At 48.9% G+C, this 15,288-nt stretch carries 9 protein-coding genes; 3 read left to right on the top strand and 6 right to left on the bottom strand.

What is annotated here, in order from left to right; genetic code table 11:
* Positions 1-76 precede the first annotated feature (76 nt).
* Positions 77-1,327 carry a valine--pyruvate transaminase gene (locus H4F65_RS14105; protein ID WP_010681422.1) on the bottom strand — a complete coding sequence of 417 codons (1,251 nt, stop codon included), beginning with the start codon at positions 1,325-1,327 and terminating at the stop codon, positions 77-79.
* Between the two features lie 392 nt (positions 1,328-1,719).
* On the opposite strand from H4F65_RS14105, the gene H4F65_RS14110 reads away from it, so the two are divergent.
* The 3 genes from H4F65_RS14110 (at position 1,720) to ggt (ending at position 5,994) form a co-directional block, all read left to right on the top strand.
* Positions 1,720-2,928, top strand: coding sequence for an aldose 1-epimerase family protein (locus H4F65_RS14110; RefSeq protein ID WP_010681421.1), 1,209 nt, complete (start codon positions 1,720-1,722; stop codon positions 2,926-2,928).
* Positions 2,929-3,090: 162 nt separating this feature from the next.
* Positions 3,091-4,002: an O-acetylserine/cysteine exporter gene (locus tag H4F65_RS14115; protein ID WP_010681420.1), complete on the top strand. Its 912-nt coding sequence runs from the start codon at positions 3,091-3,093 to the stop codon at positions 4,000-4,002.
* A 213-nt stretch (positions 4,003-4,215) separates the two neighbouring features.
* Positions 4,216-5,994: a gamma-glutamyltransferase gene (gene ggt, locus H4F65_RS14120; RefSeq protein WP_039320171.1), complete on the top strand. Its 1,779-nt coding sequence runs from the start codon at positions 4,216-4,218 to the stop codon at positions 5,992-5,994.
* Positions 5,995-6,095: 101 nt separating this feature from the next.
* Here ggt and H4F65_RS14125 read toward each other — a convergent pair whose 3' ends face one another.
* The 5 genes from H4F65_RS14125 to H4F65_RS14145 all read right to left on the bottom strand — a co-directional run bounded on the left by H4F65_RS14125 (position 6,096) and on the right by H4F65_RS14145 (position 15,036).
* Complete coding sequence (locus H4F65_RS14125; RefSeq protein ID WP_010681418.1) at positions 6,096-7,103, bottom strand: hypothetical protein; 1,008 nt, start codon at positions 7,101-7,103, stop codon at positions 6,096-6,098.
* Positions 7,104-7,323: 220 nt separating this feature from the next.
* Positions 7,324-7,650 (bottom strand): hypothetical protein, encoded by a 327-nt coding sequence (locus H4F65_RS14130; protein ID WP_010681417.1) that lies wholly within the window; start codon positions 7,648-7,650, stop codon positions 7,324-7,326.
* A gap of 116 nt (positions 7,651-7,766) precedes the next feature.
* Complete coding sequence (locus tag H4F65_RS14135; protein WP_010681416.1) at positions 7,767-8,255, bottom strand: hypothetical protein; 489 nt, start codon at positions 8,253-8,255, stop codon at positions 7,767-7,769.
* Complete coding sequence (locus tag H4F65_RS14140) at positions 8,252-13,315, bottom strand: DUF637 domain-containing protein (protein WP_010681415.1); 5,064 nt, start codon at positions 13,313-13,315, stop codon at positions 8,252-8,254. The genes H4F65_RS14135 and H4F65_RS14140 overlap by 4 nt, the downstream gene beginning before the upstream one ends.
* A gap of 38 nt (positions 13,316-13,353) precedes the next feature.
* Positions 13,354-15,036 carry a ShlB/FhaC/HecB family hemolysin secretion/activation protein gene (locus tag H4F65_RS14145; RefSeq protein ID WP_010681414.1) on the bottom strand — a complete coding sequence of 561 codons (1,683 nt, stop codon included), beginning with the start codon at positions 15,034-15,036 and terminating at the stop codon, positions 13,354-13,356.
* Positions 15,037-15,288: the final 252 nt, after the last annotated feature.

Below are 15,288 nucleotides of genomic sequence, written 5' to 3' on the forward strand. Positions count from 1 at the left end.
TGGTCGGTAAAAATAGTGGGGCGGTGCGTTGCCCCAACCGTATTTCGTTTAATGACGCGTCTATTCTTGCGGTGAGTTAGCCTTCTTGCATCGCCTTTTCCACTTCTTCCGCCAGAATCGCAATACCGCGTTCGATCTTTTCCGGCTCTGGCACATAGTTCATGCGCATGCACTGGTGAGCGTGCGGCCAGCCCTGATCTAAGCCAGGGAAGAAATAGTGACCCGGCACCATGAGGACGCCGCGTTTTTTCAGGCGTTGGTACAGAATTTCTGTCGTGATAGGCAGATCCTTAAACCACAGCCACAGGAAGATCGCACCTTCCGGCTTATGAATCAGGCACTGCTCGGGCGACAGGTAGCGGCGAATAATCGCGATGGTTTCTGTTACGCGCTGTTGGTAGAACGGGCGTACGACGTCATTAGATAAGCGCAGCAGATCGCCACGCTGAATCATCTCGTGCGCCAACGCTGGGCCGATTGCGCCGGGAGACAAACTAATGATGCCGTTCATGTTACCGATCGCCGAGATCACTTTTTCATCCGCAATCACGATACCGCAGCGTGAGCCGGGCAGACCGAGCTTGGACAGACTCATGCACAGGATGATATTCGGGTTCCACAGCGGTGTGGCATCGCTGAAGATGATGCCAGGGAAAGGCACGCCGTAGGCGTTATCAATCAGCAGGGGAATGTTGTGCTGCTGCGCGAGAATATCCAGACGCATCAGCTCGTCGTCGGTCAGCACGTTACCGGTCGGGTTGGTCGGGCGGGATACGCACACCAGCCCGATCTCATCGGTAATCGACAGGTGATCGAAATCGACGTGATATTTAAATTGCCCTTCGGGCAGCAGTTCGATCTGCGGACGAACGGAGACGAACATATTGTCGTCCAGCCCGGAATCTGAATAGCCGATATATTCCGGTGCCAGCGGGAACAGCACCTTTTTCAAGCTGCCATCGCTGTGGCGACCTGCAAACAGGTTAAATAAGTAGAAAAACGCACTCTGGCTGCCATTTGTCAGAGCAATGTTCTGTGGTCCAATCTGCCAGCCTAATTCATTACTCAGCAGCTCGGCCAACGCCTTAAGCAGCGTATCCTTACCTTGCGGGCCGTCGTAGTTGCATAGCGCTTCCGTTAATTTCCCTTGTTCCAGCATATCCTGACACAGCTGTTTGAAGTAGCTATCCATCTCCGGAATATGCGCCGGATTGCCGCCGCCCAGCATGATTGCGCCTGGCGTACGCAGCCCTTCGTTCAGGTCGTCCATTAATTGGGTGATGCCAGCGTGACGCGTGAATTTGTTGCCGAAAAGAGAAAAGTTCATAGTTTATTTATCAGTGGTCGTACACAGGTTACCGGCAACCATAGCGCTTGCGCCAATAGGGTGCAATGTGGTCAAAAAACAGACTGGTAATTTTTTATCCCGCGTAGCGTGTAATACTCAGAATAATTTGCTGACTCTAACCTGGGTGTGGAAATGATTTCAGACAGTCGGCTTTATTTTGCTGAAACGATTTCAGCTTTTACCGATCAATGTCTCAATAATTCTGCAATTATAGATGCCATTCACAGCGAGTTAGTGATGCTAATCGAATAAATAACGCGACAATGCCAAATTTTTCCATCTGGTGATAGCTATCACATTCTGACTATCCACTGATTTGTAGTCTTTAGCTCGCATTAGCTAAAACAATTCAGCAGAGAGGGATGGTTAACATGAAAAAATTACTGGCTATAGGCATTACACTGGCGCTGACATCATGGCAACTCTCGGCGCAGACGTTTGTGCTGACAGATGCTGAAAGCAGTGTTGAAAAGGGAAACTGGCAAATTGGCAGTGATGCCCTGAAGATCAAAAGTCAGCATTTCAGCATTGAGCAAAAAGTCCTGCACGGCGGACGTCAGGAAGGCAGTAAAGTGATCACGATTACCAGTCAGGACGGCCTGAAAATTGCCCTCAGCCCGACGCGAGGGATGAACTTGCTGCATGTGACGGGCAAAAACATCCGTTTGGGGTGGGATTCGCCGGTTGATGAGGTCGTCAACCCGAATACCATCAATCTGGAAAGCCGTAACGGACTGGGCTGGCTGGAAGGTTTCAATGAGATGATGGTGCGCTGCGGCTTCGAATGGACGGGGCACCCGGTCGTCAGCGAGGGCATGATCTATACCCTGCACGGCCGCGCGGGAAACACGCCAGCGTCAAAAGTGGTGGTGGAAGTCAGCGATACCGCACCGCACACCATTACGGTGCGCGGCCTGCTGAAGGAAAACAGCTTCAAGAAGTCGAATCTAGAAACCTGGACCGAGCTGCGCTACGTCCCTGGCAGCGAGTCGTTTACCGTGCACGATGTGCTGACCAACAAAGCCGACTACGCGCGCGACTATCAGATTATCTACCACAGTAATTTCGGTACGCCGATTCTGGAAGAAGGCGCGCGTTTCATTGCGCCGGTAAAAGACATTTCTCCGTTTAATGACCATGCCAAAGCAGGTCTGGCAACCTGGCAAACCTACAAAGGGCCGACAAAAGACTTTGATGAAATGGTGTTCAACATTACACCGTATACGGATGCACAGGGTAAAACGCTGGCGGCACTGGTGAACAAGGCGGGAGATAAGGGCGTGTCTATTGCCTTTGACACCCATCAACTGCCGCTGCTGACGCTGTGGAAAAACACGGATACGGAAAAACAGGGCTACGTCACGGGGATCGAACCCGGTACTAACTACGCCTATCCGGTTACGATTGAACGCGAACAAGGACGGGTCAAAAAGCTACAGCGCGGCCAGAGCACGACGTTTGAGCTGACATACAGCCTGTTGAGTAGCGCCGATGCGGTACAGAAAACGGAGCAGAAAGTGAAAGCCATTCAGGGTGACAACAAAACCACGCTGACGGAAAAACCCATCGCCATCGAGTAACGCTATCTATGCCGGCCACAGAATCTGGTGGTCGGCCATCTCACGTCATGGTTACGCTGAGTCATTGTCACGTAACGCCATAATTATCTTTTCTTATCCGTTTTTTCATTTTACGCGTACCTTGAAGAAGGTATTTGTTACGTATTTGATCAGGGGATGAGGATGTCGTTGAAAGATGCGCTGCTTGCGCTTTGTGTTGTCGTGCTATGGGGCGTGAACTTCGTGGTGATCAAGGTTGGGCTGAACGACATGCCGCCTTTCTTATTGGCAGGGCTACGTTTTTCGCTGGTGGCGCTCCCGGCAATTTTCTTTGTTCCTTTCCCACGTATTCCCCTGAAATGGCTGCTCGCCTATGGCATGACGATCAGCTTTGGTCAGTTTGGCTTCTTGTTCCTCGCCATTAAGCTGGGTATGCCTGCGGGGATTGCCTCGCTGGTGTTACAGGCGCAGGCCTTTTTTACCCTGCTGGTTGGCGCAGTCTTGCTGTCGGAAAAGCTACGTTGGAATCACGTTGTCGGCATTCTGGTGGCGGCGCTAGGGATGGTGGTGCTGGCAGAAGGTCGCACAGCGCTGCAAATGTCGTCCGGAATGACGACCACCACGCTGCTACTGACGCTGGCGGCGGCGCTGTCATGGGCGGTGGGCAACATCATCAATAAAGTGATCATGAGCCAAAACAGCGACGTGCGCATCATGTCACTGGTGGTGTGGGGAGCGCTGGTGCCTGTCGTGCCGTTTTTCATCAGCTCCTGGCTGTTTGAAGGTCGGGACGCGATTGTCCATAGTTTAACGACCATCCAACTGCCGACGATATTATCTCTGGTTTATCTGGCATTTGCGGCAACCATCATCGGCTACGGGATTTGGGGAAGCTTGCTGGCGCGCTATGAAACCTGGCGTGTGGCACCCCTGTCGCTACTGGTGCCGGTGGTTGGGTTGGTCAGCGCCGCCGTGTTCCTCGGCGAATCTCTTTCACTGTTGCAGGTTGTGGGCGCGGTACTGATTATGGTCGGCCTGCTGGTGAATGTGTTTGGCGCGCGGTTACGTTCATGGCTACCCGTGCGGCACATGTGAACCCTATGCCTCGCTATGGGGCGTATTTATCGTGCAGCGTCGCAAAGATAAGCGGCTATTTTCGCAATTTTTCATGTCTTTCCTACGCTTCTTACTGCTGCTGGTGAATTCGCTAAGCCGTGTCTGTTTATTGGCGTGGACTTTGCAGGTTAGCCAGGCAAGAGGGTAGGCAATAAAAGCAGTGATTGAAATCAACGGGATAAAGGGATCTGCATGAGAATAAAAAACATAACATCGGGAAAATGGTTGTTGTCACTGAGCGTGACGGCGCTGCTAGTGAGTGGAACCGTGCAGGCGGCGTCTGCCCCTGCGGTGGAAGCGAAAAACGGTATGGTGGTCAGCTCGCAATATCTGGCTTCGCAGATTGGCGTCGATATCCTGAAAATGGGCGGCAATGCGATTGATGCCGCTGTGGCCGTGGGTTACGCGCAGGCGGTGGTAAATCCCTGCTGTGGCAATATCGGTGGCGGTGGATTTATGACGCTGCACCTGGCCGATGGGAAAGACACCTTTATCAACTTCCGTGAAACCGCACCCGCGGCGGCCAGCGCCAACATGTATCTGAATGCTGATGGGAGTGTGAAAAAAGACGCGAGCTTGTACGGTTATCTGGCCGCTGGCGTACCGGGAACGGTGCTGGGGCTGGATACCGCGCTGCAAAAATACGGCAAATTGACACGCGAACAGGTGATGGCACCGGCGATTAAACTGGCGCGTGAAGGCTTTGAGCTTACGCGAGCGGATACCGATATTCTGGACACCACGGTAAAGCGTTTCAAAGCCGATCCTGAAGCGGCGCGTATTTTCCTGCGCCCTGACGGCAGCGCGTTGCAGCCCGGCGATAAGCTGGTGCAAACCGATCTGGCGAATACGCTGGCGGCGATTGCCGCGAAAGGGCCGGATGCTTTCTACAAGGGCACGATCCCGCAGACGGTGGAGAAGGCGGCAAAGCAGGGCGGTGGCATTCTGACGGCAGCTGATTTTGCCAATTACCGCATTACCGAAACGGCACCGGTAACCTGTAACTATCGCGGTTATCAATTTGTCTCTTCGCCGCCGCCCAGCTCCGGTGGCGTCACGATGTGTGAAATTCTCAATATTGTCGAAGGTTACGACATTAAATCGACAGGCTTCAATTCGGCAGCCACCGTGCATGTGCTGACGGAAGCGATGCGTCATGCGTACATGGACCGCAACACCTATCTCGGCGATCCGGCGTTTGTGAGTAATCCCGTCGAGCGCTTGTTGAGTAAGGACTACGCCGCTGAAATCCGCAAACAAATCGAACCGGAGAACGCGACGCCGTCCAAAAACGTACAGCCGGGGATTGGCCCGCACGAGCGGCCGGAAACCACGCACTATTCCATTGTAGATAATCAGGGCAATGCGGTATCCACCACGTATACCGTGAATGGGCGTTTTGGTTCGGTGGTGATCGCGCCGGGTACAGGCTTCTTCCTCAATAACGAAATGGATGATTTTACCGTGAAGGTTGGCGAGAAAAACCTGTACGGATTGGTGCAAGGAGAACGTAATTCAATCGCCCCCGGTAAGCGCCCACTTTCGTCCATGAGCCCGTCACTGGTGACGAAAGATGGTAAAGTATTCATGGTGCTCGGTTCACCCGGCGGTTCGCGTATTATCACCATCACGCTGCAAACGGCGCTGAATATCATCGATCACGGCATGGCGCCGCAGGAAGCGGTGGACGCACCGCGCATCCACCATCAGTGGCTGCCGGACGAGGTGTATTACGAACAGCGCGGGCTGTCTGCAGATACGCTGAACCTGCTGAAGCAGCGCGGCTACAAGATGGTGGAACAAACGCCTTGGGGTGCAGCGGAGCTGATTCTGGTCGGCTTGCTGGGTGCGGCGGGCGTGACGCCTGCGGATTCGGGCAATGACTCGGCGGTATCCGGCAAAGTGCGTGAAGGCTACCTGTACGGCGCAAATGACATCCGCCGCCCGGCCGGGGCAGCGATAGGGTATTGAGTTGAAAGAACGTCAGGGGAGGCTATTTGCCTCCCCTGATGCCAATGACGTAACGCCCTGCTATGAAGTAATCAGAGAAAAGGTGTGGCTGCTGATTTATTTCATTTCTGTAATTCGTAGACTTTGAACGTATTCTCGCTATCGATACCGACTAGCTTATTTTCCCCAGCACGACGGAAGACGAAGTCATCTTTCTGACCGCGTGGAATACGAATCAGCTCATTATCAAGATGCGCCTTAACCGATGAATTCCCCTTCATTTTCACCGTGCCATCTTGCGCGATAAACAGCTCGGGCCCACCGCTGCGCGTTACATAGTGTCCGACTGGCAAACCAGAGGCTGGGGAGGAAACGTCATTTTCCGTGAGTGACTGTAGAGCTTCGGCTTTTGGGCATCCTTTACTATTCCATTCCAGCGCATCGCAAGCCCGCTGTAGTGCATCTCGGGCGGCAAGATATTGTCCGCTACTCCACAATGCATTGGCGGCTTCATTACACATTTTCCCAGACAACCCAGTGCGACATGATTCAACAACGGTAGCGATCCATTCTGGCTCGAGTGGCATTGGTAAATTCAGATTCGTTGTTGCGGCTAATGCTTTTTTTATTCGATCGCCGGCAAAAGCAATGCTGTCCCACTGTTCACAAGCGGCGTAAATATTATCCAGGCATAGTTGTTTAAGTGTATTAACATCACTTTTCTGCATTAGCGTTGAGCATGCTGACATATTCCCCCAACACTGTTTACTTAATTCACTTTCTGGTTTTTTTACATTGTCACTACACTCTTTGGCTTCCGTTAATACATATTCCCCAGAGAAGTCTTTAAGTGTTTTACGGTCGGGGGAGATATCAAAGTCTGACGTCATGAGTGATTCCATGGAGACCATGTCAACTTTGTTATCATTCAGAATATAGTGCGCTGTGATACGGTCATTTTTATACACTTTGTGTAATAGCTGAGTATTAATGACGTGAATTTCAAATCCACGATCGCTCGTATAAATACCGCAACTGAGTCCAGCGGATGATGGTTGGGCGAGGACGGGAAATGCGAAGATAGTTATGATGAAAAGGAAAAATGTACGTAACTGCATGAACAGAGACATCGTGTTTCACTCCATTGATGTGTGTATTTATTGCCGCGATCGCTTGGCAAGAGCACAAATCATACTCGTATAACTCTTCAATGGCGAACTTATTCTTTTAACTCATCAATAAAAGATAAGGTAATAATGTTACTATCACCCGACTTTACTTCTTCTACAATATATGTGTTCTAACTCTAATATTTTTATCTTATCTCGTTGTATCCATAGATTTTTTATCTTATTTTGGACCTTCCCAAAGGAGCTTCGACTTCATTTCTTTTGGAACCATTTCAAAAAGAGATGATATAAGTTCTTTTTGGCCGCTATAAGCTATTGAAATTTCATCGCTACAGTTTTCAATATAATACCTTGCTTGATTGTTAAGAAAGTAGATGTCGTGATCTTCAAAGTCTGGCGTCAAGATCGTGTAAGCCAGGTTATGGATCAGTTCTGCTTCATAGTAGCATGAACGATCGGTTCTTCCCTTATGTGACTGTACGTTCCGAATATAAGGGATAGCGAGGAGAAGCATTTTAACGTAGATTTCGTTTTTATTAATTTTCATTTTTATCCGTTTTTTATTAATTGAAATAACAAGGGTAACTTAATAATTTTTTTATTATTTAAATAACCCTGAGCCTATGGCAGGCTCAGGGTTATGATTTTTATATTATTATCATGCTATCTCAGCCAAAATGGCAGATCATCAGGCCCCAGCGCATCATACTGTTCGAGGGGGCGATTTTTATCTTCGATAAACCAAGGTAAGTCAGAAATAACGGTTTTTACAGGGACGTAAGTGCCAAAGTCATGATAAAAAGATTCGGAAGATTTTACGGCATTATAAAAATTTTTAAAATGCTCTGAAAAAATGGTAGCCAAGTTACCTTTATCAAGGCATAAAGTTGATAAACTAATATTCCCACCAATATCATCCCAATTTATTTCTGTGGGTAAAGTACGGCTAAATAGCGCCTCTACCTGAAGTGCTTGCTCGGAAGCTAGATGAAGATCATTTTTTTCCAAGTAGCGACGATAAAGTCCATCAGTCAACAAACTGGTACTCATCCCTGAAGTGATCTGCGCTATGCATTGGAAAAAAATATACATATCAAGAGATGTACCGCAATTGTAGACGGTATGCCCACCATGGAATCCTACGTTTTTCATTTCGTCATGAATCCTATATCTGTCGCACTAAGTATGTTATTTGATTTGGTTACAATTTCTTTGATGATCGCACTCTTTTGAGCATCAGTCACAGTCTGCCCGCGTATATCAATAATAACTTCCTGCTTCATTCCTGCAGGTAAATTCATCTGACGTTCAATGGCTTGCTTTGATACATTGTTAATTAACCCGCTTTGGTTAGTCGTAAGGTTATAATTTTTTACCTCTATACTGCAAATTGTACCTAAACACCAGTCTGGGCGTACGCTGCCTGCTGTGCCGTGCGGGACCTCTTTACCGCCTTTAAAGCTGACCTGTTCACGCCAACCTTCTCCTAGATTTTTACCTACGTCAGTCTCCGACTTTCTCCAGGAAGGACGTTCTATCAGTGCAATTTCACTTTTAACCGTTTCAAACGCCGCTTCGGCCTCTTTAACTTTCCCTGAGTCTAGATATTTTCTAGCCTGCTTTATTGCCGCCTTACCCGCTACTCCGAGGCCTGGGACAATCGCCGCTGCGGTTAAAAGATAATCAAGAGAGGTTTGCGCTTCTAATGCACTTTTGATCCCCCCTGCGACAGGTGTAAAGTCCATGATCATCATGACCGCAGCCATGCGGGCGTCAACACGTTCCTGTGCCGCTTTATCTCCTCCCTTCGCCGCTTCTATGTCGTTGGCATTTTCCTGAAACATTTGGTCAATCTCATGTTCCAGAAAATTGTATCGGTAGGTTATTTCAGCAGCATTGGCTGCACTATTCACTCCTCCGGGCGAATTGGTGGCAATTGCGCCAGCCAGAGAACCGATAACTCGGGATATTAACGCACTGGTTTCGTCCTGCTGGGTGATTTTGAGAAGCGTAACGACTTGTTTATCAAGCTCGCTTTTGTATTTTGGTTCAAACAAACTACTTCCCATTACTGCGCCAGCTAGCTCTGCCGCCAGCGCACCAGCCGCAGCGCCTTTAACGTCACCACCACTGATTTCAGCAGCGATACCTGCGACAACAGCATGGCTGAGGGCTTTGCCCGGTACGTCAAGGACTGTACCGTTATCCCCAATAAATTTTGCCCCTTCAGCATTAATCTGGCTGCCGACGTTACTCAAGAGTGCCGTGGTGAAATTATCTTTGAAGCTACCGCCGTTAATCGCGGTACCGATGCTGGAGCTGATCACTGACTGTCCGGCGACGCGTTGCGCCACCTTACTCCAGTCACCGTTGCTGAGCATAGGTAGTCTGGTTTGGGTTGGACTTGCGCCTGTGTTGCTGATTTTTAATACGCTGTCGAAACCAGCCAGCGCACCACCCACAGCCATTGAAGTCACCAGTGACTTAACGGAAGCACTGTTACCCAGTGTTTGCATGGTTTTGGTAAGGTTACCTTTGTTGTCGACTAGTGCGACTGCTGCTTGTGAGGTCAGAGCTGTCATACCTGAGTAAACTGCACCGGACATCACAGTGGCTGTCATTCCGGTCGCACCAGCGGCATTGACCGTCGCTGTTGCTGCCATTCCTGCCAGACCAGCACCTGCGGTTACTGCTGCAACGGCAATGGCAATTACGGCACCCACCACTGGATTCAAACTTTGGGTGGTATGGTTCCAATTGGTGTAGGCATCTTGCACCGCGTTCCATTGCACATCTTTACGGGTATTCAACCCTTTTAGCCACGTCGCCCCTGGAGTATTGCTGAGAGTCAGTAACGCATTTTGCAGTGATTGAGCATTGCGTGTTTTTACGTCAGCAGAAATCCCTGTTGCGGCATCAACGGTAAACTGTCCGCCAGCATGGATTGAGGGTAATAGCCAGGTGTCTTTGGTGTATCCCCTGTCGGAGTTTTTAATGAAAAAACCTTTCGATGTGGTGATGGTTTGCTCGAACGTGGTATTTTTTACCGCCTTAAAGATAACTTTACCTTGAGTACTGGTGAGTTTAGCGTTCTTACCTGCCTCTATTTTGCTCGCTTCATAGATGCTGTCATCACGGCTAAGCAGATTGATGTCGCTTCCGGCAGTAAACTCGGTCACCTTATTGCTGACATTATGGTATGTCCGTTTGCCCTTTTTCTTTTTGCCATACCAAGTGCGGCTGCTGGATTCTTGTTCATAATGGTTGGTTTCTTCCATGGCTTGCGCATACAGAAACCCTCCTTTAGCAGCCACGTCCATTGCGCCTTTTGCAACTAAACTTGTGGCCTGAAATAAGATGCTGCTGCTAGATAAAAGCGTCAGCACACCACCACTATTTAACACGACATTTTGTTGTGTCGTTGATTCATTAAATTCGTTATTTCCTTCGCGCATCGCGTAATTTTTCAGTGCGTTAAATTCCATCTTCCCACGGGAACTTAACGTCATATCCCCTATTGAGGATAATGAGCTTCCGGATGCAATGAGAGCGCCATTTGTCGCAAGAGTAAGATTTCTCCTCGCATTAATCTGAGTGATAACATGGCGATCGTCTCTATTTTCTTCGTCGGGGGTGGCGATGGCAGAATACGCGGTAGAGAGTAATGAAAGAGTGCTGCCAGCCAAGAGCGTAATATTACTGGCGGATAGATTTGCTGATTTAATATTAATTTCACCTCCCGAGTTTATCAGTAAATCCCCGGTGCTAAGCCGGCTTGATAATGAAGGTGTACGTGTTGATGGCAAAAACTCATTGTAGATATTACCTACGGTTTTAACATCAATGGTTACCATGCCGTTGGCAATTAAATCAATACCTTTCCCGGCAGTAAGGGATACACCTGATAAGGTAATATTACCTTTTGCTTTGGCAAGAATGTTATAGTCTGTAAATAAATAATTTAGCTTAAAAAATGCATCGTCAAATATTTTTTTATTATTCTCTTGAGTTGTTTCTATTCCTCGTTGATGAGTAATTAGATCATGAATTGAATTGCTTATAGTAAGGTCTTTTCCTGCAACAAATACTGTATTTTGGTTATTTCTAAAGCTAACCCCAGATAGTTTTATATTTCCTCCTGCGTTTAGAGAGAGGGTGTCTTCAGCATGGAGTGAAGCATATAGGCGATTCCCGGAATTGTTAAATATTGGCAATGACGTTGTTGCATAAGTAATGTCACCTTCACGGCTGTTAAGGTTAATATTCCTTGCTCTAAAAATTGAGGTTGTTGAACCAATAGTAGATGTGGCATTGATATTTATATCATTTCTGCTTGATGAGAGATTTGATTGATCAATAATGACTGAGCTTTTAGATATCAAATTTGTATTTTTTGATGAATCAATTACACCATTTATTCTTATATCACCTGCGCTCAGCAATACGTCATTCCCTTTAATATTTGTTGTATCAAGTGACATGACTGTTGGTGATTGCGGTTGTAGAGTGTTCTCTATTTTTATTAGCCTTTCAAAATCGGCAACGACATTCCCAGTGGCATGTACTTTTGCCGATAGCAACTGCTCGCCTTTAAAAACGCTCTCTTTGTCTTTGACCCTATAGTAAGCAAGGATAAGTGGCGTGCCATCATCCAGAATAGTTGTGCTGGTCGATTGTGGCGTATTAGAACGTCTAACAGCCTGTTCTTGTGCCGTTTCCGAACGGAAATTTGTTGTATGTTCAGTTTGTTTTAACAACGGAGAAATATTTAAAAAATCCTGTCCTGCCAGAAAGATATTTCCATAGGATTTCAAATTGCTGGCGTTATTCTCCAACCGTGTGGCATTAATATAGAGGTTTTTTGCTCCGTGAATTTCGGATTCAGATGTAGCAACTTCCCCTTCAAGCTCTTTTTTAACAATTAAAGGGATATACGTTTTTGCATCGGAAAGCGATCGTATTGGCAATTCATTACCAACATTAAGGTTGGCGTAAGTTAAATCCTTCTTCTCTTTGACAGCGATCTTATCTCTGACGTTTTGAAGCGAGTTCGTCCGAATCACCAAATCCCCGGTATTGGTTTTAATCGTCCCCGAGCGGTTTTCTACCTTAACGCCTTTGTTCCCTGCCGCGTCTTTTTGAATCCACAGGTTGTTGTTGGCCTCAATGGTGGCCTGCGTGTTGGTCAGGTTGTCGTTGAACAGGCGCATATCTTCGCCCGCGATGATATTGCCTCGGTTATTCAATACGGTACTGGCAAGCGTGATATCTCGGTCGCTTTTCACCGTATTGCCTGCGGCAATATCGACCTGCTGTGCATTCAGATTAAGGTCGGTTTTCGCGTTTACATTACCGAGCTGGATTTTACCTTTGCTGTCCAGCGTAATGCCTTGCTGAGAGCTGGTCAGGTTAGCGACGTTAGCGCCGACTCCGTCCTCGGTTGCCACGAGTCGGATGCGTTCTGCATACATGCCGCCGAGCGCTTTGGTGTCGACTGCCAGCAGTGGTTTGGCACCTTCTCCGGCGATGGGGGCGATCGTGCCGGTTTTGAAATCGACCCGATTGCTGCCTTGAGTCAGTGTCAGGTTTTTCGCGTTGATTTTGCCGTTCAGTTCGGTTGCCCGGCTGAGGATATCGACATAATCCGTTGCTGAACCGTCCAGGCCTTTGCCACCAATGGTGATGCTGCCTTTTTTCACTTCCAACGCTTCAAGTGCGCCTTGCTGATCCAACACCGGTTTACCGGTTGTCAGCGTGGCTGAAGGCGTATTGATGAACCCACATCCGTCACAGGTGATGCCGTTCGGGTTGGCAATCAATACGTTGGCTTTATTCCCGAAGACTTCGATCTTCCCTTGCAGGTCTGAGCGGGTGGAGCCCGTTACCTCGTTGATAATCAAATCGGCCGCTTTGCCATTGAGGTTGGCGTTAGCGTTTAACTGCCCAGCCAACTGCGATTGCCCCGCGGCAATGCTGTTGTTTAGCACAGCACCGGGTGTCCCGACGCTGAAATCTTTATAGGTATTGTGAGAAACACCCGCTGCGTTTGGCGTCGCGATATTGATGACCGGGACGGCACCCGCGTTGTTGACTTGCGTGCGTGGGCCGTCTGGCGTGAGTGCAGCGAACGCGGGGTGTAACGGTTGAATTGCGGTCAGGTAGATCAGCAGATAGCTAAGTCCACGAGTGGTACGGTTATTGAATTTTTCCATGTGACTTTCCTTGTTTTCCTTTTGCTTGAATAAAACGCTTAATTAAAAAACGCTGTAACAGGGAGGGAGACTTGCCAGTAAACGACGGCGTTGTCGGGATGGAGATCGTTCGGGAAGTGCAGCGGCACGCCGAGCGACACTGACTGGCTGACCCAACGTGAAGATGCAGACAGGCCGACGGAAGCACCGGTCATATTGCCACCATCGACTTTGCCGGCTTTCCCCGCAATCCACCCGCTATCCAGCGCGGTGGTTAAGGCGATATCACCCAGAAACGGTAGGGTAGTGAATTGCCAATTCAGTTCATTACGCCAGTAGAAACCCCGATTGCCAGTTAGTGTCTGTTCCTTAAATCCCCGGACGGAATACTCGCCGCCGAGCGAGACGCGTTCGCTGGTATACAGGTTGTCCGGCGTGGTTTGGCCGTAAAGGGAAGTCAGAAAGTACAGCGATGGCGCAAGTGGGTAGAAATAGCTGCTGCTGACGCTAAATTTGCGGAACTCGCTGCGTGGCAGGCCACTATTTTCTTTTGTGTCATCTGTCGCGCCCCAACTCCTTACGCCATGGCTTAACATCGGGTTGAGCGTAAAATATCCCCCGACCAGCGTGGTGCTATAGCTGAGCCCAAGGCTAGCGCTACTGACCGTAGGGCTGCTGACCTCAAGGCGCTCGCCCGCCATGCGGTTCTCGGTGCGTCGGCGGGAGAGCGCGCCATCCAGCGCCAGCTTCTGCTTCCCATCCCGATAGAGCGTTCTGTTGAGGCTGAGCCGATGGGTATTACTTTGCCCTTCATAGCGATACGCGCTGCTGCCGATCGGGATCGGTTGGAAAAAGTCATTCCAGGCGTATTGGTAGCCGAGCGTCCAGTAGCCATAAGGCAAAGACATCCCGCCCGATAAGGCTTTGCTGCCGTAGCTATGGCTGAACGCGCTATCACGGCTGGCGGTGAGCCACCAGCGGTCGGCGAGTCGCAGTGGGTTATCAAACGTGAGGTGGGTGGAAAGCTGTTCGCGGCCCGTGCTTTTTTGTCCGCTGTTGTCTGTGCTGAGAGACAGGGTGACAGGGCGGGAGTGCGTGGTGCGTTTGAGATAAACAATCGAACTTCCGGCTTGTTTTCCCGGCTGAATATCAATCGTCACCTGCTGCGAAGGCAGGCGATTAAGTTGTTCCATCCCTTGTTCGATATCGCGCAGATTAAGAATGCGTCCTTCCAGACCGGGGAAGGCCATCTTGATTGCGAGTGGCGTTTCCCCTTCCATACGAATGGCTTCTATTTTTCCCTCGCTGACGCTGATGATGAGCGTGCCGTTGGAGAGGTCTTGTTCCTGCAAATAGGCTTGGCTGGTGACAAAGCCTCGATTGAGGTAGGTGTTGGTGGTTTCCCTCACGACGTTATGGATTGTGGCTAAATCAAGGCAGCGATTTTGGTAGCGCCGCTGAACAGCGGCCCGATCTTTCGTTGAAAGGGACTCTGCATCGTGAAAGACAATGTTTTGGATGGGGAAGCAGACGGCATCTTTTACTGTTGGTGCAGTGACCGTGGGTATCGTTAAGGTGGTGCTGTTTTCCAGCGATAAACGCTGCTGTTTGGCCTGCTCCAGTAATGACTTTTGCTGGAGCTCCAGCGCATCGCGATCTGTTGGGCTGATGGCGGTGGCGGCAAAGGTTGAGCTGCTGAGACTCAAAAAAATAAGGCTTATAAAAGAAAGGGTTTTACACAAAATGAACGCGTTCCTTACGTTGATTTACATTTTGCGCTTATATACACAAATGCTTCATTTCGTGACTAGGTAAAATCGATAGCCAATAGAAATTCGACAGAATACGTTGTGAAATTTAATTTTTGAGAATAAAAATGATAGTCATTATCATTTTTATATAGATAGGCAGGTAACTATATCGTAAGTCAGAGTAATTTTTATATTTATCATAGGGTTTCCGCTGCGATGGAAACCCTATGAGGTCTGAAGTGG

It is taken from the genome of Pectobacterium brasiliense (assembly GCF_016950255.1).
GTDB lineage: Bacteria > Pseudomonadota > Gammaproteobacteria > Enterobacterales > Enterobacteriaceae > Pectobacterium > Pectobacterium brasiliense.